General features: G+C 64.2%; 25 protein-coding genes. 14 read left to right on the top strand and 11 right to left on the bottom strand.

Going from position 1 to position 22942, the window contains the following annotated elements; all coding sequences use genetic code 11:
* Positions 1-75 precede the first annotated feature (75 nt).
* Together NKI46_RS00125 and NKI46_RS00120 are read left to right on the top strand one after the other, a co-directional pair.
* Positions 76-627: a methyltransferase family protein gene (locus NKI46_RS00125; protein WP_023817643.1), complete on the top strand. Its 552-nt coding sequence runs from the start codon at positions 76-78 to the stop codon at positions 625-627.
* 48 nt (positions 628-675) lie between these two features.
* Complete coding sequence (locus NKI46_RS00120) at positions 676-1071, top strand: (R)-mandelonitrile lyase (protein ID WP_352744206.1); 396 nt, start codon at positions 676-678, stop codon at positions 1069-1071.
* Between the two features lie 60 nt (positions 1072-1131).
* On the opposite strand, the gene NKI46_RS00115 is transcribed toward NKI46_RS00120, so the two are convergent.
* The gene (locus NKI46_RS00115) at positions 1132-2334 is read right to left on the bottom strand and encodes a pyridoxal phosphate-dependent aminotransferase (protein WP_352744203.1); all 1203 of its coding nucleotides are present in this window, start codon (positions 2332-2334) and stop codon (positions 1132-1134) included.
* Between the two features lie 274 nt (positions 2335-2608).
* Between NKI46_RS00115 and NKI46_RS00110 the strand changes: the two genes are divergently transcribed.
* On the top strand, positions 2609-3508 hold the full coding sequence (locus NKI46_RS00110) for an EAL domain-containing protein (protein ID WP_023728195.1): 900 nt from the start codon (positions 2609-2611) through the stop codon (positions 3506-3508).
* Complete coding sequence (locus NKI46_RS00105) at positions 3505-4365, top strand: EAL domain-containing protein (RefSeq protein ID WP_023689726.1); 861 nt, start codon at positions 3505-3507, stop codon at positions 4363-4365. Before NKI46_RS00110 ends, NKI46_RS00105 begins: the two co-directional genes overlap by 4 nt.
* A gap of 101 nt (positions 4366-4466) precedes the next feature.
* Here NKI46_RS00105 and NKI46_RS00100 read toward each other — a convergent pair whose 3' ends face one another.
* Positions 4467-4667 (bottom strand): hypothetical protein, encoded by a 201-nt coding sequence (locus tag NKI46_RS00100; protein WP_023748189.1) that lies wholly within the window; start codon positions 4665-4667, stop codon positions 4467-4469.
* Between the two features lie 233 nt (positions 4668-4900).
* Entirely contained in the window at positions 4901-5113 is a 213-nt protein-coding gene (locus NKI46_RS00095) for a cold-shock protein (protein WP_015316174.1), read from the bottom strand.
* A gap of 298 nt (positions 5114-5411) precedes the next feature.
* On the opposite strand from NKI46_RS00095, the gene NKI46_RS00090 reads away from it, so the two are divergent.
* Complete coding sequence (locus NKI46_RS00090) at positions 5412-5738, top strand: hypothetical protein (protein ID WP_023748190.1); 327 nt, start codon at positions 5412-5414, stop codon at positions 5736-5738.
* Positions 5739-5901: 163 nt separating this feature from the next.
* On the opposite strand, the gene NKI46_RS00085 is transcribed toward NKI46_RS00090, so the two are convergent.
* Entirely contained in the window at positions 5902-6483 is a 582-nt protein-coding gene (locus NKI46_RS00085; RefSeq protein ID WP_023691537.1) for a methylated-DNA--[protein]-cysteine S-methyltransferase, read from the bottom strand.
* A 177-nt stretch (positions 6484-6660) separates the two neighbouring features.
* On the opposite strand from NKI46_RS00085, the gene NKI46_RS00080 reads away from it, so the two are divergent.
* Both NKI46_RS00080 and NKI46_RS00075 read left to right on the top strand, forming a co-directional pair.
* Positions 6661-7590: a lytic transglycosylase domain-containing protein gene (locus tag NKI46_RS00080; protein ID WP_023805970.1), complete on the top strand. Its 930-nt coding sequence runs from the start codon at positions 6661-6663 to the stop codon at positions 7588-7590.
* Positions 7591-7595: 5 nt separating this feature from the next.
* On the top strand, positions 7596-8084 hold the full coding sequence (locus tag NKI46_RS00075) for a GNAT family N-acetyltransferase (protein ID WP_023711187.1): 489 nt from the start codon (positions 7596-7598) through the stop codon (positions 8082-8084).
* A gap of 287 nt (positions 8085-8371) precedes the next feature.
* Here the strand turns inward: NKI46_RS00075 and NKI46_RS00070 are convergent, their stop codons facing one another.
* Positions 8372-8710, bottom strand: a complete 339-nt coding sequence (locus NKI46_RS00070; protein WP_023697061.1) for a hypothetical protein — start codon at positions 8708-8710, stop codon at positions 8372-8374.
* 333 nt (positions 8711-9043) lie between these two features.
* On the opposite strand from NKI46_RS00070, the gene NKI46_RS00065 reads away from it, so the two are divergent.
* The 3 genes from NKI46_RS00065 to NKI46_RS00055 all read left to right on the top strand — a co-directional run bounded on the left by NKI46_RS00065 (position 9044) and on the right by NKI46_RS00055 (position 10992).
* On the top strand, positions 9044-9595 hold the full coding sequence (locus tag NKI46_RS00065; RefSeq protein ID WP_352744199.1) for a DUF4142 domain-containing protein: 552 nt from the start codon (positions 9044-9046) through the stop codon (positions 9593-9595).
* A 301-nt stretch (positions 9596-9896) separates the two neighbouring features.
* On the top strand, positions 9897-10361 hold the full coding sequence (locus tag NKI46_RS00060) for a cupin domain-containing protein (RefSeq protein WP_023672418.1): 465 nt from the start codon (positions 9897-9899) through the stop codon (positions 10359-10361).
* A gap of 238 nt (positions 10362-10599) precedes the next feature.
* Positions 10600-10992 carry a RidA family protein gene (locus tag NKI46_RS00055; RefSeq protein WP_352744196.1) on the top strand — a complete coding sequence of 131 codons (393 nt, stop codon included), beginning with the start codon at positions 10600-10602 and terminating at the stop codon, positions 10990-10992.
* Between the two features lie 332 nt (positions 10993-11324).
* On the opposite strand, the gene carB is transcribed toward NKI46_RS00055, so the two are convergent.
* The 3 genes from carB to NKI46_RS00040 all read right to left on the bottom strand — a co-directional run bounded on the left by carB (position 11325) and on the right by NKI46_RS00040 (position 17155).
* Positions 11325-14828 (bottom strand): carbamoyl-phosphate synthase large subunit, encoded by a 3504-nt coding sequence (gene carB, locus NKI46_RS00050; protein WP_352744193.1) that lies wholly within the window; start codon positions 14826-14828, stop codon positions 11325-11327.
* Positions 14829-15063: 235 nt separating this feature from the next.
* A complete protein-coding gene (locus NKI46_RS00045; protein ID WP_352744190.1) occupies positions 15064-16116 on the bottom strand; it encodes an SH3 domain-containing protein in 1053 nt (350 codons plus the stop codon).
* A 262-nt stretch (positions 16117-16378) separates the two neighbouring features.
* Positions 16379-17155: a metallophosphoesterase family protein gene (locus NKI46_RS00040; RefSeq protein ID WP_352744187.1), complete on the bottom strand. Its 777-nt coding sequence runs from the start codon at positions 17153-17155 to the stop codon at positions 16379-16381.
* A 176-nt stretch (positions 17156-17331) separates the two neighbouring features.
* Here NKI46_RS00040 and NKI46_RS00035 point away from each other — a divergent pair, with 176 nt between their 5' ends.
* Positions 17332-17802, top strand: a complete 471-nt coding sequence (locus NKI46_RS00035; protein ID WP_023691527.1) for a nucleoside deaminase — start codon at positions 17332-17334, stop codon at positions 17800-17802.
* Positions 17803-17822: 20 nt separating this feature from the next.
* On the opposite strand, the gene NKI46_RS00030 is transcribed toward NKI46_RS00035, so the two are convergent.
* A complete protein-coding gene (locus tag NKI46_RS00030; protein ID WP_023683780.1) occupies positions 17823-18179 on the bottom strand; it encodes an ArsR/SmtB family transcription factor in 357 nt (118 codons plus the stop codon).
* Between the two features lie 198 nt (positions 18180-18377).
* On the opposite strand from NKI46_RS00030, the gene NKI46_RS00025 reads away from it, so the two are divergent.
* Entirely contained in the window at positions 18378-19556 is a 1179-nt protein-coding gene (locus NKI46_RS00025; RefSeq protein WP_023683782.1) for an MFS transporter, read from the top strand.
* A 29-nt stretch (positions 19557-19585) separates the two neighbouring features.
* Here the strand turns inward: NKI46_RS00025 and NKI46_RS00020 are convergent, their stop codons facing one another.
* Positions 19586-20050, bottom strand: a complete 465-nt coding sequence (locus NKI46_RS00020; RefSeq protein WP_023705852.1) for a MarR family winged helix-turn-helix transcriptional regulator — start codon at positions 20048-20050, stop codon at positions 19586-19588.
* 181 nt (positions 20051-20231) lie between these two features.
* Here NKI46_RS00020 and NKI46_RS00015 point away from each other — a divergent pair, with 181 nt between their 5' ends.
* On the top strand, positions 20232-21026 hold the full coding sequence (locus NKI46_RS00015; RefSeq protein ID WP_023705851.1) for an SDR family NAD(P)-dependent oxidoreductase: 795 nt from the start codon (positions 20232-20234) through the stop codon (positions 21024-21026).
* Positions 21027-21222: 196 nt separating this feature from the next.
* Here NKI46_RS00015 and NKI46_RS00010 read toward each other — a convergent pair whose 3' ends face one another.
* Positions 21223-21822: a LysE family translocator gene (locus NKI46_RS00010; protein ID WP_023705850.1), complete on the bottom strand. Its 600-nt coding sequence runs from the start codon at positions 21820-21822 to the stop codon at positions 21223-21225.
* A gap of 87 nt (positions 21823-21909) precedes the next feature.
* On the opposite strand from NKI46_RS00010, the gene NKI46_RS00005 reads away from it, so the two are divergent.
* Complete coding sequence (locus NKI46_RS00005) at positions 21910-22788, top strand: LysR family transcriptional regulator (protein ID WP_502896770.1); 879 nt, start codon at positions 21910-21912, stop codon at positions 22786-22788.
* The last annotated feature ends 154 nt before the right edge of the window (positions 22789-22942 follow it).

Below are 22942 nucleotides of genomic sequence, written 5' to 3'. Positions count from 1 at the left end.
GGTTAAGAAAGGATTTCTAAAGAGATAGCCGGCACGATCGCTGGCTCCATGGCAATCACGCGCGGAATCCCGACAATGGAACCAGTCCTCGATCTTCTTGTCTCGATCTGCAGCATCGCGACGGTTGGCCAATATGTCTGGTCGATGCGGGCTCATTTCCAATCCCAGGCGATGTCGCCAGGCGCCATGGTGATATCGGCGGCGGTCATCGCCACGGCGCTGTTCTTTCTCGCCATCCTTTGGATCCAATCGCAGCCGGTTTCGGCAAAGCTCACCGGGCTCGCCGTCGAACTGGCGAGCTCTGCCCTGTTCTGGTGGGCGATTGTCACGTCGCGCAAGGCGCGGCTGCGCTTCGCCTTCGCACCCGACGATCCGCACAGCCTGCTGATCGACGGCCCCTACGGCCATGTCCGCCACCCCTTCTATACGTCCTACATCATCTTCTGGATCGGCTGGGGGATCGCGACCTGGTCGATCTGGGTGGTGGTGCCGGTCGCCGGGATCGCTATCCTCTATGTGTTTGCGGCGCTGGACGAAGAGAAGAAATTTTCGCGCACGCCGCTGGCCGGAGCCTACGCGGACTATCGCGTGCGTGCCGGCCTGTTCTGGCCCCGGCTGGGGTGGTAGCCGGCACCGGAGCAGGGGAGCTTCTGCCAAACTTAGGGATCACCAGAGATGAAGATCATTGCCTGCGGCAGCGTGCCGACCATCGTCGCACCGGAGAAGTATTTCACCGGCCGCGTGTTGCAGACGCCCATCATCGAGAAGGAAGCGCCGGCCCGGCTCAGAGCCACGCTGGTCAGCTTCGAGCCCGGTGCGCGCACCCACTGGCACACACATCCGCTGGGGCAGACGCTTTATGTCACTTCGGGCGCCGGCCTTGCGCAGACATGGGGCGGGCCGATCCAGGAGATCAAGGCGGGCGACGTGATCTCGTTCGAGCCCGGCGAGAAGCACTGGCACGGCGCGAGTCCGAAGACGGCAATGACCCACGTCGCCATGCAGGAAGCGCTGGACGGCGTCCATGCCGATTGGATGGAAGCGGTCACCGGCGAGCAGTATGGCGGCTGAGGTCTGCTCCTAACAAAAAACCCGGCTCGGAGCCGGGTTTCATGTCTCGGTGCCGCCAGTTCAGATCAACGATGCGGTAAAGCGCTGGATGCGCGTGCAGGCTTCCTCCAGCAGCGTCTCCGACGTGGCGTAGGAGATGCGGAAGTTGGGGCCGAGGCCGAAGGCCGAGCCGAACACCACTGCGACACCCTCGCCTTCGAGCAATTCGGAGCAGAAAGTCTCGTCGGTGTCGATTATCTTGCCGGCTTTGGTCTTCTTGCCAATCAGCTGGGCGCAGGACGGGTAGACATAGAAGGCGCCTTCCGGCGACGGGCAGGTTATGCCGCGCGCCTGGTTGAGCATCGACACGACGAGGTCGCGACGGCCCTGAAAGATCGCCTTGTTCCTGGCGACGAAATCCTGCGGGCCGTTGAGCGCCTCGACCGAGGCCCATTGCGCGATGGTGCAGGCGCCCGAGGTCTGCTGGCCCTGGATCATGTCCATCGCCTTGATCAACTGGACGGGACCCGCGGCATAGCCGATGCGCCAGCCGGTCATGGCGTAGGCTTTTGAGACGCCGTTCATGGTCAGCGTGCGCTCGTAGAGTTTCGGCTCGACCTCGGCGATCGTCCTGAAGACGAAGTCGCCATAGGTCAGGTGTTCGTACATGTCGTCGGTCAGTGTCCAGACATGCGGATGCTTCAAGAGCACGTCGGCCAGCGCGCGCAGCTCGGCTTCCGTGTATGCGGCGCCGGACGGGTTCGACGGCGAGTTCATCAACAGCCATTTGGTCTTCGGCGTGATCGCCTTTTCCAGCACGGCGGGAGTGAGCTTGAAACCATTGTCGATCGAAGTATCGGCGAACACCGAGGTGCCGCCGCAGATCGCCACCATTTCGGGATAGCTGACCCAATAGGGGCGGGGGATGATGACCTCGTCGCCTGGGTTCAGCGTCGCCATGAAGGCGTTGAACAGGATCTGCTTGCCGCCGGTGCCGACAATTGTCTGCTCGGGCTTGTAGTCGAGATTGTTCTCGCGCTTGAATTTTTTCGCGATCGCCTCGCGCAGCGGCGCGATGCCCGAAACCGGCGGGTACTTGGTCTCGCCGCGGCGGATCGCCTCGATCGCCGCATTCTTGATGTTGTCGGGCGTGTCGAAATCCGGTTCGCCGGCGCCGAGGCCGATAATGTCGCGGCCGGCATTTTTCAGCTCGCGGGCTTTCTGCGTCACCGCGATGGTGGCGGAAGGCTTTACGCGGGCAAGGGCGTCGGCAAAAAAGGCCATGACCAGATATCTCCAGAGGGGTCGGCGCAACCGCAAACAGCTGCGGCGCTTCTCATGTCGCATCGACCCGGCAAGTGCAAGCATTGTCGGATGAGCCAGGGTCAAGGACCCGTGGAGATCGGCTTTTTGGAGCGCGTGCATGACGGTTTCACTCTGCGTTGCGGGCTCTGCAATCGACGCCTATCCCCGGCAAGACTAAATTCATCAACGGCCGCTAAAACCTTTGACGGCAGGATCGCCAGCCATTTCGCCTGTCTCGCGGAGCGAGGGACCCTTGTCGCGCAGCACCGGGCTTGCCCACATCATCCGTCACGATGACGGCACCGCTTCAGGTGTCTGGGGTCCCTACACGCTGCAGAGCGCCTTTCAGCCGATCTTCGCCTTCAAGGACGGCAAGCTCTCGATCGCAGCGTTCGAGGGGCTGATCCGGCCGTTTCGTGACGGCGAGCCGCAATCGCCGATGAACTTCTTCCGCACCTGTCCGGCCGGCGACCGCCTGCATATCGAGGCGCTGACGCGCACGCTGCATTTGCTCAATGCCGGCGCCTGCCTGCCGCAAGAGGCTTCGATCTTCGTCAATTTCGATCCGTCGGTGTTTACCGAGCGCTCCATCGCCGACAACGCGTTGCGCGACATGCGGCTGGTGCTGCACGAAGCCGGGATCGATCCGCGCCGCATCGTGTGCGAGGTGACCGAGCAGAAGTCGGCGTCGCAGGAAACGCTCTACAGCTTTGTCGAGGCGCTGCGGGCCAATGGCTTTCGCATTGCCGTCGACGATTACGGCGCCGATGAATCCGACATCAACCGCATCAAGGAGCTCAAGCCCGACATCGTCAAATTCGATGCGCACTGGATCACGCAGCTCATGGAATCCGGCGCCGGCTTTGCCCTGCTGACTGCCATGGTGACGAACTTCGAACTACAGGGCATCCGCACGGTGTTCGAAGGCATCGAGGAAGGCTGGCAGCTTGAATTGGCCGAGAAATCCGGCGCATCGATGGTGCAGGGCTTCGTGCTGGCGAAGCCGGAACTGGCGCCGACCAGCTTTCGCGCTTTCGGCAAGGATGGGCAGCCATCTGTCGCGGCGGCCGAGCCTGGCAAGACGCCTGCCGGCCCGACTGCAGCGCCTCCGGCGCGGCCGGGCAGGGTGTTCGGGCGCAGGACCGGGCCATGACCGGGCAGCGCGAGAGGCGTCGCGATATCGGCGAAGCGATCTTTGCCGACGAGGTCGGCATCGAATACGGCGTCTACGGCGCGTTCCGGCTGAAGAGCGCCTACCAGCCGATCTTTGCGCCACGCGGTGGCGCGTTGGCCGCGGTTGCCGTCGAGGCGCTGATCGAACCGCAGCGCGCTTCCATGCCGGTTGCACCGGCCATGTTCTTCGACAGTGTTGCGCCGGGCGACCGCCTGTTTGTCGAGACGATGTGCCGGATGCTGCATCTGAAAAACTTCCGCAACATCGGCGTCGACGGGCTCGACCTGTTCTTCAATTACAACCCGATGATCAACGATCATCTCGGGCGGGCGCTGGCCGAGATCCGGCTGATGACGCGGCATCTCGGCGATCTCGACCTGCATGCCGCCATGCTGGTCTGCGAGATCACCGAACAGGCGGCCGACGATAATGTGCTGGCCCCGCTGGTGCGCGAGATGCGGCGCCACGGCATCCGCATCGCCATCGACGATTTCGGCACCGGCCACTCGACCGCGGAGCGGATGAGCCTGCTTCAACCGGATATTGTGAAGATCGACGGCGGCTGGTTCGCCGAATTCTGCCGCCACGCTGCCGCCGAGCGCTTCTTCCGGCCGCTCGTCTCGTCGCTGCACGATCGCGGCGCCAAGGTGCTGGTGGAAGGCATCGAGCAATCCGTGCATCTGCGCGTCGCGCTGGATGGCGGCGTCGACCTGCTACAGGGGTTCCATCTCGGCCGCCCGGCGCTGGCCGGCACGATCTTCAACCGGGAGCCGCTGTCGATCGAGGCGCTGCTTGGCGCCGACAACAAGGTGGTGCCGCTGCATCTGCGGCGCTGATTTTGTCCTCACGCTTGCCGCCGCTTCGCGGCTCGTTCCGGACGGGACGCCAACGGGCGCGATGCCCGGTTGGGCTTGCGGCCTTCGGCCGTAGCGCGCATTCAAAGAGGGCGAACTCGGCCCGCGTGAAGTTCAGCCAAAGCCTGCTCGGCAAACTTATCCAGCCGGCCAGCCTTGGCGTCCGCCTCGATCTGCATATCCCACACTTCTGCCTGATACGCTGCGAACCATTTGGCAAAGGCCTTTAGTTCTGTGGTGTTCAGGGCTGCGATGGATCTTTCAATCTGTTCGAGCTTGGTCATGGGGCGAAACTAATAGCATGGCCATCGTCCAATTCCAGACAAACAAAAAGGCGGGATAAATCCCGCCTTCCCATTTTCGGTAGCCTGATCGGAGCTTTAAGTCCGGGCCGGCAGCTATCTGCTGATCCAGCTTGTCGGGTCTTTCCGCTCCAGCGCGCTTCTCGCGCGACCGTCAGTACATCCGTGACTTGCCGCGCGCCCCGAACTCTCGTCCGGCGCGCGCTATCGCAAAATCAGGCTGCCTTGCTCAGAGAACCAGCGGACGACTTGCCTGTGCGGCGGTCCTGCTCGATCTCGAAGTTGATTTTCTGGCCTTCGACCAGGGTCGACAGTCCAGCGCGCTCGACAGCGGAGATGTGAACGAAAACGTCCGCACCGCCCGAATCAGGCTGAATGAAGCCGAAGCCCTTGGTGGCATTGAACCACTTGACCGTACCAGTTGCCATATGAATAGTCCTCGCATTTGCTTTGGTTTGACCGAACCGAGGTTCAGCCGGTTTGTATCGAGATTTTGGAGATAGACGTCAGCAAACGCGAAGATCGCGAGGCCCGGATCGATCGGCCGAAATATCAATGGAGCTGATATAGGCGGGTTTCGCACCAAAAACAAGATGGCTCGAAAAATGGCGTTGCGGTGGCGCCGCCCAAAGGCCGCCCCAATCGCATGAAAGCGTCGAGCAATCGGGAAGACCGGGACGCCCGACGGCGTTAGTCCGGTTTTGGGAGACTGTCATGAAAACGGTTGTGAAAACCATTCTGCTTGCCGCCTGCCTGACGCTGGCGGCTGCCGAGGCGCAGGCAATTTCGCGCTACGACCCCACTCGTATGAGCTGCGACACGGTGCAAGGCACGATCGCCCGCCAGGGCGCGGTCATCCTGCGCTATCAGTCCAGGCGCGTGCCCGGGCTGCCGCTCTTCGACCGCTATGTGCAGAGCCAGCAATTCTGCAATGTCGGCGAGGTCAGAAAGCGCGCCTATGTACCGAGCGCCGATACCGAATCCTGCCCGGTCTATCTCTGCAAGCGGATCGAGAACGATCATTTTCACCGCCGCTTCCTGCGCCGTCATTAGGCATATTGATATTCAGGTGAGGCCGGCCGGCGAACGATGGTCTTCTGCGCGTCCGGTGCCCACGTACATTAAGTACGCTCCGCTCCGGTTCTCGAAGACCATAGTTCTCGGTGGCGGCCTGACCTGAATCTCAACATACCCAGCCGGCATACCATTCAAGCTCTTAGAACCCGAACGAGACCTGCGCCGCCGGCGGCGGGCCGACGCGCACGCCTTCCATGGCCAGCATCTTTTCCTTGGTGGCCGAGCCGCCGGGCGCCGAGAAGCCGCCGATCTTGCCGCCCGCGGCTAGAATCCGATGGCAGGGGATGACCAGCGGCACCGGGTTGGCGCCCAGCGCTGCCCCGGTTTCGCGCGGCAGGCCGGCTTGGCCGGCGCGCTTGGCCAGTTCGCCATAGGTGGTGGTTTCGCCGTAATGCAGTTTCCGCGCCGCGTCGTAGATGGCGAGACGGAAGTCGTCGACGCCGTCGAGATCGACCGGCACGCCGGAGAAATCGACGTCCTCGCCTGTGGCATACGCCTTGATCGAGGCGATCAGCTCGACCACCCATTGCGGCTGCCCAGTGTTCGCAGTGGTATTGGCGGCAACACCGGCATGCCGCATCAGCCGGCGCTCCACTGCTTCGCGGCTCCTTTCGGGCAGGCAGAGCCGGATCAGGCCCTTTTCGCTCCAGGCGATGCCCATGAAGCCGATCACTGTTTCTAACACTGCGTGGCCGGCTGTGATCGAAGATGCCGTTTCCATGATGCGCTCCTTTCCGCAAAGCGGCGAAAACCGGGATACCAACCGGTACATATGCAGAACAATATGGCATCTGATCCCGGCTCTCGCCACCCGAAAACCACCAGATGGTCCCGATTGCCCACCAGGAATCGCTGGTGTAAGGACTTCTTAACAACCGACAAATCGGACCCGCGCGGCTTGCCAGCAAAATTCAACCTTTTCGCGATCTCTGTGATCGTCGGCGCAGCTGCCCTCAGCGGCTGCCAATCGACCTCGCAGATGAAGGCTACGCCTGCGCTAACCGAAACCGCGACCGCCGCCGGCAGCGATGCCGGCTTCACCTTGCCGCTGCCCGATACGGTTTCGGTGCTACCGCAATCCTCGGGCATAACACCCGTTCAGTCGGCCGAAGCGACGCCGGCCACGCCAGCGCTCGATGCCGCTGCGCTGCCGGTTGCCGCGACCGCGGCCTTTGCTGGCGCGACGCCCACGGCCCCGGCCCTGCCTGCGGTGATGGCCGCCAATGCCTGGCAGGCGCCTGCGCCCGCCAAGGCCGGACAGCCGGTCGCGGCGCAATATACGACCGCCGGCCTTGTCATGCCGGCGACCGCCAAGGGCGGCCAGAACGCCATGCCCGGCGTGCAGCAGGTAGCCTATGTCGTGCCGCAGAACCCTGCTTCCCTGGGCCAGTTCCCCGCCGCGCCCCTCGGTCTCCCGGAAGAAGAGCATGCGACCGGCATGCGCGGCGACGTCGACCGGCTGATCCAGAAATACGCTGCTCTCTACGAGGTGCCGGTCGATCTGGTGCGCCACGTCGTCAACCGCGAAAGCACCTACAATCCCAAGGCTTACAATAACGGCCATTGGGGGCTGATGCAGATCAAGCACGCGACGGCGCGCGGCATGGGCTATGACGGGCCGGCCAAGGGCTTGTTCGACGCCGAGACTAATCTGAAATACGCGGTCAAATATCTGCGTGGCGCCTGGCTGGTGGCGGGTGGCAACGCCAAGAAGGCCGATTGGCTCTACCAGACCGGCTATTATTTCGACGCCAAGCGCAAAGGCCTGCTCGAGGCCACCGGCCTCGGTGTCGACCGCAAGCGCCGCCGGCTGCAGCCCGACGCCTGAGCGCGATGCCTGAACCGCGCCCGCCGGCTCCAAACGACATCCGGCTGCGCAAGATCCTCGACGAGACGCTCGTTGCACCGCACTGGCCGGACGGCTTTACCATGCGCTGCTTCGAACATGGTGACGCGCAGCCCTTGCATGCGCTTTTGACCGAGGTGTTCGAGGACGGCGCTGACGGCCCGTTCGACGAATGGTGGCCGCGCATATCCAGCGATGCCGAATTCGACCCGGCGCTGTGTTTCCTGGTCATCGACGCCAAGGGACGGCTGGCGGCGGCAGCGCTGTGCTGGACCAGGGCCTTCGTCAAGGACCTCGCGGTCCATCCCGAAGCACGCGGCAAAGGCATTGGCGAAGCGCTGATGTGGCAGGCTTTCAACGCCTTTCGGGATCGGGGCGCGGCCCATGTCGACCTCAAGACCAACACGGTCGAGAACGCCGCCGCGCTCCGGCTCTACGAGCGGCTGGGAATGATGCCTGTCGCCTGGGAAGGGTAAGGGCTTTTTTCTTGCCGCAATTCCCTGGGGAAAAAGCTACGCGCTTTTCCCGGGAAAACCGGTTCCCACCTTTCCTGGAATTGCTCGAGCGCTGTTGAAAACCTCCGGATTGTGAACTGCTTCACATTGGCCGCCGCAACCGGATGCTACCTCACCATCCATGCCTTTCGACCGATGGCGGATCGACGACTGGCAGATGTGGGGCGGCTGCACCGGCATGTGTTCAGCCACTCCTTGGCGGGTCCCAGGCGGGGGTTTGGGGCCCGCCAGTCGTTTTGCGGTAGCCCTCAGATATCGGGCGCATTGCCGATCTTCTTTTTGAGCTCAAGCGCCCAGGCGCGGCCCTCGTCGCCGCCCCACAGCAGCCAGGCGATATGGCCGGCCGATGGATTGTCTTCATTGCCGTAATTCTTGCCGCGCTTGTCGACCTCGTGGCGGGCGAAGTAGCTGACCATGCGGCGGATAGTGGATGGCGCCAGCTTTTCGCGGTTCTTGAGTTCCGTCGCCCGCGCCACGCCGATCTCGGTGCCGCCCCGGCCGAATTCTCTTCGCAGCCTCAACCCCTTGGCGGCATTGTCGGCCACCACTTGCGGGCAGCGCAGATCGATCTCTTCATCCTCTTGCATGTGTCTCCCCAGCTCCGGAAACCTAACCTGCAGACTCAATACAGGGAAGTGCAACCGGCTCCCAATGCAGCGCCGTCCATCAGGACCAGGATCAGCGCGCCATCGGCATCTGCGAGATCCTGTGGAACCTTATGGATTTCACGCCTGAGGGTCGGCCGAACTGGAACGAACAGCTGCAATATGGCGAGGCGTGCTGTCCTGGAGGTTTGTCCGCCAGGGGCTCGGGACGGCCCTTCGGCAGATGGTCGCTGACGAATAGTTCTCCGGACGCAACCCTGCCGCCAATGCCGCGTTTGATTAGCCGAGGGAAATTTTCAAAATCGGAGACCTCAGATGAAAACGCTTCTCACCATTGCCGCCGTCGCCTTGTTCGCCGGTGCCCCTGCCGCCCTTGCGGCCAACTCGACCGCGGTCGCGCCTGCCATGGCCGCCAGCAAGGTCGATACCCCAACCTTCGTCAAGACCGTGCCCAGCTCCAACGAATTCGAAATCCAGTCGAGCAAGCTCGCGGAGGAGAAATCCAAGGCGGCTGACGTGAGGAAATTCGCCAAGCAGATGGTCAAGGACCACACCAAAGCCGGCAAGGAGTTCAAGGCGGCGCTGAGCCAGGGCCAGACCACCGGTTCGACCAAAGCCGCGGGACCGGCCCTGCAGCCGAAGGAGCAGGCAATGCTCGACGAGTTGAAGAGCGCAAGCGGTAAGGATTTTGACGCCAAGTACATCCAGATGCAGACGGACGCGCACAAGGAGGCCGTTGCCCTTTTCAGCACCTATGCCAACTCGGGCGACGACCCGGCGATGAAGGAATTCGCCAAGAAGACGCTGCCGACGCTGCAGATGCACGAGAAGCACGTCAAGGAACTCGCGGCGGCGCATCAGGGTTGAGGGTTGGTGACTGGCCAGCAATAGCATTCTACGGCGCCCGCCTCTGTCCTGCCGGACATCTCCCCCACGAGTGGGGAGATCAGCAGCGTCGGCGCCGTGCTTTTCTTGCGACGGTGAAAATTGGCGAAGGCTGAGGCGACAGCCAATCTCCCTCCTTGTGGGGGAGATGTCCGGCAGGACAGAGGGGGGCGCCGTAGAGTGCGACGGCGATGCCTGCCGTTGGCAAGGCATTGCGGCAAAGTGGCTCTGTGGCTGCGCCGGCAGTGACATACACTGCCGCCACCAATTCAATGGAGCTCCCATGCCCAAGATCGACCTGTCCACCGTGCCTGTCCGCAAGGGCTCCGGCTACCCCGCACCCTTCGACGCCCCTTGCGCCGAGCGCACACGCCACCGCCTCGGCGATGCCGGCGGCCTCACCGATTTCGGCGTCAACCTGATGACATTGCCATCAGGCGGCTGGTCGAGCCAGCGCCACTGGCACAGCCATGAGGACGAGCTCGTCTATGTGCTGGAAGGCGAACTGGTGCTGGTCGAGGATGGCGGCGAGACGCTGCTCAAGGCCGGCGACTGCGCGACCTTTGCCAAGAACAGCGGCAACGGCCACCACATGATCAACCGCTCGTCCACAACGGCGCGCTATCTCGAAGTCGGCTCGCGCAATCCGGATGATCTCATCACTTGCTCCGACATCGACATGATGAGCCCGAGTTCCGATGGCAGGTTTCTGCACAAGGACGGCATGCCCTATCCGGGGCAGGGGTGAGGGCTGGACTATGGTCCGGCGCTGGTGTTCGCTGGGCGGGGGGATAAGCTCCTCACAATCAAAGGTGGCGCAGGCCCCCTCATCCGACCGCTTCGCGGCCACCTTCTCCCCACTGGGGAGAAGAGGGAAGCGCTGGCGCTGACCGGCTCCTCTCCCCTCGGGGAGAGGTCAGCCGAGCGAAGCGGAGGCTGGGTGAGGGGGCCTTGGCGCCAGCTTGGCAAACAAAGGGAGCATCACCGTGAAAAAAGAAGTCATCGAAGTGCCCGTCATGTCGGCCAAGGTGCGGGCGCTCGGGCTGCCTTGCTCGACGGCGGTGAGGGCCAATGGCTTCGTGTTCATATCCGCGACGCCGCCGGTGGACATGGTGAGCGGCGAGATGGTGCGTGGCGATATCGAAACGCAGACCGAGGCGTCGCTGAAGGCGCTGAAACACTGCCTGGAAGCCGCCGGCACCTCGCTGGACAATGTGGTGATGGTGCGCATCTACGCCGTCAATTCCGGCTTCTACAACGCCATCAACCGGGTCTATGCTAGGTATTTCAGCGTCAACCCGCCGGCGCGGAGTTTCGTGCCGGTGGCGTCATGGCCGATGGAGTTCGACATCGAGATCGAGTGTGTGGCAGTGGGGTGAGTTTTCCTCCTCCCTTGTGAGGGAAGCTGGATCGGCGCATCGTCAGCCTTTGCCTTCCGCCGCCCTCATCAAGCCAACTGGGGTCGCTGTACAGAAATCGGTCCCAAATTTTGTGGGTGTTATTGAATCACTTAAGCAAATTCACCAGCCTACATTTTTGGAGTTTTCTAAGCAGGTTGAAATTGTAGGTTGATCTGGAGAATCAGGTGTTGCCAGGCGCCGATGGACGCGTGGGCTGGGCGCAAGGTTTCCACAGAGGCGCGATGTTTGCTGGACCTGTGCCGTCCTTCGGCCACCTTTTGTCTCCTCACAGTGAGAGATAGGCATATCGCCTACGCAAAATACTCTTGCAGCGGCCTGACCTCCAGGCTCCCCGCCTTCAGCGCCGCAATCGCTTCCGCCACAGCCGCAGCGCCCGACAGCGTCGTGTAATACGGCACCTTCTGCATCAGCGTTGCCCTGCGCAGCGATTTCGAATCCGACACCGCCTTCTGGCCATCCGTCGTGTTGAAGACGATCTGGACCTGGCGGTTGCGGATGGCGTCTTCGATGTGGGGGCGGCCCTCCAGCACCTTGTTGATCTTCTGCGCGTCGACGCCGTTTTCGGCGAGGAAGCGGGCGGTGCCGGAGGTCGCCAGCACTTTGAAACCCTGCCCGGCGAGGCGCTTGACCGCCGGCAGGATGCCCGCCTTGTCCTCGTCGCGCACCGACACGAACAGCGTGCCGGAGCGTGGCAGGTCGACGCCGGCGCCGAGCTGGCTCTTGGCGAAGGCGAGCGCAAAGTCGCGGTCGAGGCCCATGACCTCGCCGGTCGAGCGCATTTCGGGGCCGAGCAGGATGTCGACGCCGGGGAAACGGGCGAAGGGGAAGACGGCTTCCTTGACCGCGATGTGGCCGGGGTTTCTCGGGTCGGGCATCGCGCCGTAATGGGCGAAGGCGTCTTCCAGCTTTTCGCCGGCCATGATGCGTGCGGCAATCTTGGCGATGGGCCGGCCGATGGTCTTGGCTACGAAGGGCACGGTGCGCGATGCCCGCGGATTGACCTCCAGCACATAGACCGTGCCATCCTTGATCGCATACTGCACGTTCATCAGGCCGCCGACATTGAGCGCGCGGGCAAGGGCCGCCGTCTGTCGCTCCAGCTCGTCGACCAGCTCGGAAGGCAGCGAGTGCACCGGCAGCGAGCAGGCGCTATCGCCGGAGTGAATGCCGGCCTCTTCGATGTGTTCGAGAATACCCGACACGAAGGTCGACGTGCCGTCGCAGAGGCAGTCGACATCGACCTCTATGGCGCCGGAGAGATAGGTGTCGAACAGCAGCGGGTTCTTGCCCAGCAGCGTGTTGATCTGGCCGGTCTTGTCGTTGGGGTATTTCTGCTTGATGTCCTCCGGCACCAGGCCAGGCACGGTGTCGAGCAGATAGGACTGCAGCATGCCCTCGTCATGGATGATCTGCATGGCGCGGCCGCCGAGCACATAGGAGGGGCGCACCACCAAGGGGAAACCGAGCTCGCCGGCGACGAGGCGGGCCTGCTCGACCGAATATGCGATGCCGTTCTTCGGCTGGGTCAGGTTCAGCTTGTGCAGCAGCTTCTGAAAACGGTCGCGGTCTTCGGCGAGATCGATCATGTCGGGTGACGTACCGAGGATCGGGATGCCGGCCTTCTCCAGCGCATCGGCCAGCTTCAGCGGCGTCTGGCCGCCGAACTGGACGATAACGCCGACCAGTTCGCCCGAGGCCTGTTCGGCGCGCAGGATCTCCAGCACGTCCTCCGCCGTCAGCGGTTCGAAGTAGAGCCGGTCGGAGGTGTCGTAGTCGGTCGAGACGGTCTCGGGGTTGCAGTTGATCATGATCGCTTCATAGCCGGCGTCGCGCAGCGCGAAGGCGGCATGGCAGCAGCAATAGTCGAACTCGATGCCCTGGCCGATGCGGTTGGGACCGCCGCCGAGGATGACGACTTTTTTCCGCGATGACACTTGCGCCTCATTGGCCAGCGCGCCGGCGAAGGGCACTTCGTAGGTCGAGTACATGTAGGCGGTGGGCGAGGCGAACTCGGCGGCGCACGTGTCGATGCGCTTATAAACCGGATGAACGTCGAGCTTTTCGCGAATCCTTTGAATCACTTCGGCGTCGGACTTCGTCAGCGAGGCGAGGCGGGCATCGGAGAAGCCCATCGCCTTCAGCATGCGCAGATTGACTGCGTCTTGCGGAATGCCGTGCTCGCGGATGCGGGCTTCCATGGAAACGATGCCGGCGATCTGTTCGAGGAACCACGGGTCGATCTTGCACATGGCGTGCACGTCTTCCAGCGAGGTGCCCATGCGGATCGCCTGCGCCACCATGCGCAGCCGGTCGGGCGTCGGCGTGCCGAGCGCGGCGCGGATGGCGTTGCGGTCGTCGGCGTGGTTGGCAGCTACGGCACCGTGGCCGAGGCCGGGGATTTCGATCTCGTCGAGGCCGGTCAGGCCGGTTTCCAGTCCACGCAAAGCCTTCTGCAGGGACTCCTGGAAGGTGCGGCCGATGGCCATGACTTCGCCGACCGACTTCATGGCGGTGGTCAGCACCGGCTCTGCGCCGGGAAATTTCTCGAAGGCAAAGCGCGGGATTTTTGTGACGACGTAATCGATGCTTGGCTCGAAGGAGGCGGGCGTGGCGCCGCCGGTGATGTCGTTCTCCAGCTCGTCCAGCGTGTAGCCGACAGCGAGCTTGGCCGCGATCTTGGCGATGGGGAACCCGGTCGCCTTGGACGCCAGCGCCGACGAGCGCGAGACTCGCGGGTTCATCTCGATGACGACGAGGCGGCCATCGGCCGGATTGACGGCGAACTGCACGTTGGAGCCGCCGGTCTCGACGCCGATCTCGCGCAGCACCGCGATCGAGGCGTTGCGCATCATCTGGTATTCCTTGTCGGTCAAGGTCAGCGCGGGGGCAACGGTGATCGAGTCACCGGTGTGTACGCCCATCGGGTCGATGTTCTCGATCGAGCAGACGATGATGCAATTGTCCGCCTTGTCGCGGACGACCTCCATCTCATACTCCTTCCAGCCGAGCACGCTTTCCTCGATCAGCACTTCGGTGGTCGGCGAGGCGTCGAGGCCGGACTGGACGATGTCGTAGAATTCGGCGCGGTTGTAGGCGATGCCGCCGCCGGTGCCGCCCATGGTGAAGGACGGGCGGATGATGGCGGGCAGGCCGACATGGTCGAGCGCCTGGGCGGCAATCGCCATGCCATGGCTGATGTAGCGCTGCTTGCGGTCGCCTTCGCCGAGGTTCCAGCGGGTTTCCAGCGCGTCGAGCGCGGCGTCGAGGTCGGCAGGCGCCTCGGCCTTGACGGCGGCGCGCTCGGCCTCATGCGTCTTGCGGTCGGCGTTCTTGACGTCGGTGGCATTGGCCAGCATCGACTTCGGCGTTTCCAGGCCGATCTTCTTCATCGCCTCGCGAAACAGCGCCCGGTCCTCAGCCTTGTCGATCGCCGTGGCGTCGGCGCCGATCATCTCGACATTGTAGCGGTCGAGCACGCCCATTCGGCGCAGCGACAGAGCGGTGTTGAGCGCGGTCTGGCCGCCCATGGTCGGCAGCAGCGCGTCGGGCCGCTCCTTGGCGATGATCTTGGCGACGACTTCAGGCGTGATCGGCTCGATATAGGTGGCGTCGGCCAGTTCCGGGTCGGTCATTATGGTGGCCGGGTTGGAATTGACCAGGATGACGCGAAAGCCCTCTTCCTTCAGCGCCTTGCAGGCCTGTGTGCCGGAATAATCGAACTCGCAGGCCTGGCCGATGACGATGGGGCCGGCCCCGATGATCAGGATCGACTTGATGTCGGTGCGTCTTGGCATCGTTGTGAGTTCCGTTCGGCGAGCGGCTTGCACGAAAAACCGGGACGGGAAGACCCGGCCGGTTGTGCTTGCGATTCTGGTATCAGGCTAGGAGGGCCTTATAGGGAAGAGTTTTGGGAGATGTAACCCCGAAAATGAGGCTAGGCAGTAGGGATTAGGCAGTAGGGATCAGGCAGTGGGGATTGGGCAGGAGCGAGGTTAAGGCGCCTATTGCCCATTCCCTACTGCCTGACACCTAATCCCCCAGCGCGAGCTGATCCGTAATCTCAAACCGCTCTGATACCCCGACGCGGATCATGTTGAGGCTGCCTTCCCTTGTGAAGCGGAAGTCCTTGCCCAAATCCGAGTTGGCCGGCATGCCGGCAGAGAAGGAGATGACGCGGGTGCCGCCGTCGGGCCAGGTCACGGTGATGTCTGCCTTGTCGGCGCCATTGTGGACGATGTTGACGGCGCAGCGGGTCATCGGTTGTCCGACATAGCGGGCGCAGGGGATCTCGGCGGTGGCGCCGAGGGCGGGCGGGGGTTCCAGCCGTGCAACGGTTTGCGTAGCGGTCGCAGCTTTGGCCTGGTCTGGCCGTGGCGTCGGGGATGGTACCCCCGGCGCGGACGCCGTATCCGGCGCTGCTCCCGCAGACGCGGCGGAATCCTGTACCGGCGTCCCCGTGGCCTCCGTCGCCGGAGCCTCCGTGGCGGGGATCTCGCCCGTCCTCGGGCTTTCATTGGCTGCGAAGGCGAGGCCGTAAGCATCCTGCATGGCGGTCCTGCCGATCTCGGCGGCGGACTTCGGCGCGCCCGGATCCGTGCTGCCAAGGCGCTCCGTCAGGTCGAGTGGAGCCGGCGCGGGTGCAGCCGGGGTGGGTGGAGCCTGAGTGGGTGCAGCCGGAGCGGCAGAGGCGGCGGGTGCAGTCGTCCGGGGCGCTGCGGCCACGTCGGCCGGCTGCGTCGGCATGTCGGGCGCGAGCGTCGGGCCGCCGGCTTCAGCGCTGGCGGTCGCCTGGGGCGGCGCGGCGTCAACTTCGACCACGGTCGGATTGTCGGGGATAAGATAGCGCGCGGGCGCCCAGCCGTTGACCAGTGGATTGTCGATCTCCTCGACCTTGCACCAGCGGTGGCCGTCCACTTCGCTGCAGCCGAAATTCCTGACGCTCGAGCCGATCGGCAGGCGCGCCTGGGTTCTGCCCACAGGCGACGGCGTGGCGCGGATGTTGAGGAGATCGCCTGGGCCGAGTTCGGTCACGATGGAAACGATGTCGGCAGGCGCGTCCTCGGCATTCGCCGGCAGGCTCACCAACAACGGGCCCACCAACAACGGGCCCACCGACAACGAGCCCATGAGCAACGGGGCCGCAAGCAGGAGCGGAGCGCCAGTCAGTCGATGCAAAATGGTTCGGATTGTGCGCCTCATCATTTGGCCGTGCGCCGATTACCCTTGCGGCAGCAGTCCTGCCGTATGCCAAGGCGGTTTTATAAGGGACGATATGCGGCCATGTAAGTCCGAAAATGCGTCCGATGTTTGGTGCCGCGAGGCCAAGGCAGGCGCAGCCGTGCGGTCAAGCAGAGCCTTGCCAAGAGGGTTTGGGCATGAAGCCGGTCCTCAGCGCATGCGCCCATTCCGGTCGGCCCGCCTGTGCGGCCTGTCTCGCCGCCGCTTCGTGGTCGTAGTCGACGGCGATGGTCTCAAAACGGTCGGGTTCTTCGCCATCCAAGGTGAGGATGCCGTAGCGCGCATGCGGGCTGCCTTGCTCCGAAACGTGCGCCGGGGGCGTGTCGTCGTCATAGGCGGGGGCGCCGACGCTGCCGGGATTGAAGAGGATGGGGCCGCCGGGGATACGGACCAGTTCCGCGCGGTGGCTGTGGCCGCACAGCACGATGCGGCAGGCCGGGTCCAGCGCCTGCAACCGCCGCTGAATAGCGGCAAGCGGCGCGCGCACCAGTTGGCCATCGACGATCGCGTCGAGCAGGTATTTCTCGTCATGGTCGGGCCGCGCATGGAAAGCGACCACGCCGGGAACAATCTCCAGCGTGAAGGGCAGGGCGAGCAGGGCTTCGCGCTGCGTCTCCGTCAGCCGCTCCTGGGCGTACCGGTCAGAAGCCCACATCGCATCGTCGGCCGGATCGACGGCGACGCGGCGGTCATGGTTGCCGCGCACCGTCGGCAGGTCGAGCGCTTCGAGCCGCTCGAACGTCTCGCGCGGCCACAGTGGGCCGGAGACGCAATCGCCCAGGTTGACGGTGAGATCGGCGCCGCCGCGTCTCTCGAGATCGGCGAGGACGGCATCCAGCGCCAGCACATTGCCATGGATATCGGCGAGAACGGCAATGCGCATGCGAGGGCTCCCTTGATGCAGCCCGTTGAGGCTTGCGGCCCGGCTTCCTATCAAGCCGCTGCCTTCATTATCAAGCCCTTGAGGCCGTTCGAGACAGCCGGGAGCTGGCTATCGCAGAAGCACTCCATCTGCTAGCGTCCATGACGTTCCAGAGTTCATCCGGGGGAGGACAGGCGATGACCCGCGACCAGATGGTTGCCCACCTCCGCGCCGCCAATGACGTCGCGCGCGAGACTGCCGCGCATGGGCACCATCCTTTCGGCTGCGTGCTCGTCGGCCCCGACGATCGCATCCTGATGCGGCAAGGAAACATCAACACCGTGCGCCACGCCGAAACGGAGCTCTCCCGGCGTGCCGCGGACGCCTATCCGCCGGAATTCCTCTGGTCCTGCACGCTGGTCACAACCGGCGAGCCCTGTGCGATGTGCACGGGAACGCTGTACTGGGCCAATATCGGCCGGCTGGTCTACGGCTTCGAGGAGACCAAGCTTCTCGCGCTGACTGGCAACCACGCCGAGAATCCGACGATGAACCTCTCGTCGCGCACAGTCCTCGGCTCCGGGCAGAAGCCGGTCGAGGTCCACGGACCCTTCCCCGAGATGGACGAGGAGCTCCTCGCCCCGCATATCGGTTTTTGGCAGCGCTAGGACCTTGACTTCTAAACCGGTTAGGCCGGCATTTCGATGTCGTGGCCACCGACGATGGGCAGAGCCGGATCATCTCCGGCCGCCGCAATCACGCTGTCGAGCAGGCCGGGGAAGCGGGCGTCGAGGTCGGCGCGGCGCAGCGTGATCATCCGGTTGGTGCCAGCCACTTCGGCGCGGGTGACGCCGGCCTCGCGCAGTTTGGCCAGGTGATAGCTGAGATTGGTCTTGGAGCCGAGGTCGAGGAACCGGCTGCAGTTCAGCGGCACGCCTTCCTTGCTGGCGAGATAGCGCACGATGGCGAGCCGGGTCGGGTCGCCAAGCACGCCGAGCACAACCGGCAGGCTGATCTGGTCTGTATTGGGGTGCGGCAAAGTCATGGCCCGAAACTAAGCACAGTCGGTGGCGATTTCAACGCGTCCATGTTTCGCGGGCATGCACAGTCCGCTTCGCGATTGGCCAATGGCTGTCCTGACACAGGGCTGTCAGCAGGCTTCAGCTATTTTCGTCTGGCTTCATTGACATCACGCCCTGTTATGTCCAATTGTTCAATAACTTTTGAACTAAGGACACGCCCTATGGACAAGCGCCTCTTTTGGCTTGCGCTCGGATCGTTCACGATCTCGACCGAAGGCTTCGTCATCTCCAGCCTGCTGCCTGACATCGCCACCGACGCCCGCATTTCCATTCCGCTCGCCGGCACGCTGATCACCGCCTTCGCGCTGGCTTACGCCATCGGCACGCCGATCCTGGCAACGCTGACCGGCGAATGGGACCGGCGCCGCGTCATCTTGTGGACGCTGGCGTTCTTCGTCATCGGCAATGTGGTGGCGGCGCTGAGCTCGTCCTTCGAGCTGCTGCTCATTGCCCGCATCATCATGGCGCTGTCGTCAGGCCTGTTTGCCGCTACCGCTCAAGGCACGGCGGTGGCGCTGGTCGATGACCACCACCGGGCGCGGGCCATTGCCGTCGTCGTCGGCGGAACCACGGTGGCGGTTGCGCTCGGTGCACCGCTCGGCGCGCTGGTTGCCACGATAGCCGGCTGGCGCGGGACCTTCTTTGCCATTGCCGGGCTCGGCGCGCTGGTCGGCGCCATCCTGTGGTACCGGCTGCCGCGCGGCATTGTCGGTACCAAGCTGCCGCTCAGGCGGCGGCTGGCTGCGGCGCTGCGCCCCGGCGTCATGCCGATCCTGCTGACCACCGCTCTTGCCCTGATCGGCGCCTTCTCGGTGTTTTCCTATATCGCGCCGCTGGCCATCCAGAGCGGCGGCCTCAGCCCGATTGCGCTGCCCGGCATGCTGCTCGCCTTCGGTGTCGGCGCCGTCATCGGCAACATAGCCGGCGGCCAGGCGGCCGACCGTTTTGGTGCGACGCGCACCGTCGGCTGGTCGCTGGCGCTGAGCGCCGTCATGCTGGTGATGCTCTCGGTCATCCCGACCTTCCTGCCGCAGCATCTCGCCGGGCCGGCATTGATGGCCATGATGGTGCCGTGGGGCATGGTCGGCTGGGCATTTCCGCCGGCGCAGGCCAGCCGTATCATCAAGCTGGCGCCCGACGCCGCCCCGATCGTGCTGTCGCTCAACGCTTCGGCGCTCTATCTCGGCGTGGCGCTGGGTGCTGTGGTCGGCGGCGCCGTGCTGCGCTACGGCGTGCCGGCCGACCTCGGCCTGGTCGCCGCCATCTTCCCGCTGATCGGGCTTGGGGTGGTGCTGGCCGGCCGCTGGGCGGCCCGGCCGGTCGCCATGCCGGCCGAATAGATCTTTGCAAAGGACCGGCGGCCGCTCTTTCAGCTTGAAGGGGCGGCTGCGGGCACGTCGTAGTCCAGCGCCGCGACTTCATCCAGCATAGCGCGCAGATCTGCCGCTCGCTGCTGGCCGACCAGCGCCTCGAAGCGCTGCTGGGCAATGGTCCACAATTTCGTCGTCTCCTCGAGCTTGGCCAGGCCTTGGTCGGTCAGCCGCACCCGCTTGACGCGGCGATCGTCCTTGTCAGCGAAGGTGTCGACATAGCCGTCGCGGATCAGCGGCTTCAGCGTGTGGCCGAGCGCCGAGAGATCCATGACCATCGCTTCGGCTATCGTGCCCATCGCCGGCTCGTTGCTGACATGGATCTGGTAGAGCAGGCCGTACTGCGTGCCCTTCAGACCCGAAGGCGAGATTACATCGTCATAGAAGCGGCCGAGCTTGCGCGCGGCGCGCCGCAGCGTGGCGTTGTTGCAAAGGCTGAATCCCGGCAGCGCGGTCTTGCTCATCACGACTCCTTGCCGGCAAAACCGCTGCCGGCCTGTCGCAGAAATAGTTTCTGCCGCCTCCGTTGACAAGATGGTGGTATATGCCTACTTCCCGGAAAGTGGTATATGCCACTAATTGGAGATCAGGGCGGGACGAGGGTTCATCGACCTGTCTCGCCGGGCAGAAAAAAGGAACAGGACAATGAGTGGACAGGACAACAAGGGTACCGCAGTCGTCACCGGCGCATCGGCCGGCATCGGCGCGGTCTATGCCGACCGGCTGGCCGGGCAGGGCTACGATCTGGTGCTGGTGGCGCGGCGCGCCGACCGGCTGGAGGAACTGGCTGAAAAGCTGCGATATGCCTACAAGCGCAAGGTCAGCGTGATTGCCGCCGACCTCGCCGACGACAATGATGTGCGCCGCGTCGAGCAAGCGATCGCAGCCGACGATAGCGTCACGCTGCTGGTCAACAATGCCGGTATGGGCGGCCAGCAGGTGGTGGCAACGGCCGACGCCGACGAGGCCGAGCGCATGATCAAGGTCAACGTCATCGCCTTGACCCGCCTGACCCGCGCCGTTCTGCCGGGGCTTCTTGCGCGCAACCGCGGCGCCATCGTCAACATCGCCTCTGTGCTCGCCTATGATACCTCGTTCGGCGGCATCTACAGCGGCACCAAGGCCTATGTCGTCAACTTCACCGAGGCCCTGCACCGCGAAGCCGCCGGCACCAATGTGAAGGTGCAGGCGGTGCTGCCGGGCGCGACCCGCACCGATTTCTGGGAGCTCGCCGGTGGCGACATCGACAATTTGCCGAAGGAGATCATCATGACCGCCGACGATATGGTCGATGCCGCGCTTGTGGGCCTATCCAGGGGCGAAGCCGTCACCGTGCCGGCACTGGCCGATGCGGGGAAGCTCGACACGTTCCTCGGCGCCCGGCAGGCCTTCTATGGCAGCCTGCACGCCGACAAGCCCGCGGCCCGCTACGCGGCCTGAGAGTAGCTGGTTCGTTTCGCTAACCAGGACCCCCACCCCGACCCGCTATGCGGGTCGACTTACCGGGGCGAGCCACGGGTCTCGCCTGTCCTTCGGACCCCACAAGGGGGAGGGTAGAAGGCGCGCTCTCTTACCTTCCCCTTGCGGGGAGGTCGGACTGCAGGTCCGGGTGCGGTACTGGCGCCGACCTCTGCGTTTACGCTCCCCGCCACATCGGAATGATCGACGCAGCCAGCACCAGCGCCAGCACGATGTTGAGCGCGCGCCATTGCCATTCGGTCTTGAGCAGCCGTGCCAGCACCATGCCCGCCACGCACCAGATCGACAGCGAGATGGCTGCGGTGAAGCCGAAGGTCGAGCCGAGCAGCAGCGCGAGTTGTCCCGGACCGTCGGCAAGGGCTGCGAACGAGGCCGCCGCACCCAGTCCCATCGCCCAGCCCTTCGGGTTCATCCATTGAATGCCGGCGCCGCCCAAGAAGCTGTTGGGTTTTGCCATCGCCACATCGAGATCAGGCGGCCCGGCGCGGCCGATCTTGATTGCCAGCCAGATGAGATAGAGCGAGCCGATGATTTTCATCGCCAGTTGCAGCGACGGCATGGCCAGCAGCAGACCGGCGAGCCCGGCGGCGGCAACACCGGTCACGGTGGCGAGGCCGGCGGCGCTGCCGACCAATAGGGGAACGGAACGGCGAAAACCGAACTGCGCGCCTGAAGCGGTCGACAGGGTGGTGGCGATGCCGGGCGTGACGGTGGCCACGAAGGCAAACAGGATGAGCGGAAAGATGGGCTGCAACATGAGGCGTCCTCCATCGAAGGCCCTACGGTAGACTTCTGCATACTTCAGTAAATGCAATGTTTGCGATGGTTGGCATTAGCAGATATAATGCCAACCATGATCCGCAACCTCGACACAGCGCTGATCCGCACCTTCGTCACTGTCGCCGACAAGGCCAGCATGACGGCGGCGGCGAACGCGCTGCATCTGACGCAAGGCGCCGTCAGCCAGCAGATCAAAAGGCTGGAGGAGGCGCTGGGCTGCAGCCTCTTCGAGCGCGACCGGCGTGGCTTGCGGCTGACGCGGCCCGGCGAGCGGCTGTTCGGCAAGGGCAAACGGTTGCTTAGCCTCAATGACGAGATCTGGGCCGAGATGGCGGGCACCGAGGCCGCCGGCCAGGTGCGGCTCGGTGTTCCCTATGACCTTGTCGGCACCTTGCTGGCGCCGGTGCTGAAGGCCTATGCCGAGACCTATCCGCAGGTTGAGATATCCTTACTCTGCGCCGCCTCGCCGGATCTTGCCGCGGCCCTTGCGGCCGGCACTATCGACCTTGCCGTCATCGAGGAACCGGTCGGCCCGTCCGCCGGTGAGTGCCTGGCCATTGACCGGCTGGTCTGGGTGGGGGCCAAGGGCGGCGTCGCCCGCGCCAAGCGGCCGCTGCCGGTGTCGATCGTCGCCGACACCTGCGCCTTCCGCCCGGTGGTGCTGTCGGCGCTGAACGAGCACGGGCTGGAATGGCGCACCGTGTTCGAGAACGGCAACATCGACGCCACGACCGCGACGGTGCGCTCCGACCTTGCCGTCACCGCCTGGCTGGCCTCCACCGTGCCCGCCGACCTCGACATCCTGCCTTTCGATGCCGGGCTGCCGCCGCTGCCGAATTTTTCCATCAATCTGCATTTGCCGAGGTTTGGCGCGGCGCCTGCCGCGCAGGAGTTCGCGCGGTATATCCGGGATGGGCTGGAACGGCGGGCTGTGGCGGCTTGACAGAACTTGGATTTCCTCTCCCCCGTCGATCGGGGGAGAGGTGTCGAGCGCAGCGCGCCGGAGGGGGGGGGGGCCCAGAGCGCGGGACGGGAGGATTGATGGGCCGTGTGCCGGTTGAATTTACGGTTTGGGCCGTTGTCACGGGGTTGCCCCC

This window comes from Mesorhizobium sp. M0615, assembly GCF_040320805.1.
Taxonomy (GTDB): domain Bacteria; phylum Pseudomonadota; class Alphaproteobacteria; order Rhizobiales; family Rhizobiaceae; genus Mesorhizobium.
Note: the sequence above shows the minus strand (reverse complement) of the source record. Positions and strands in the feature narration are given on the sequence as shown.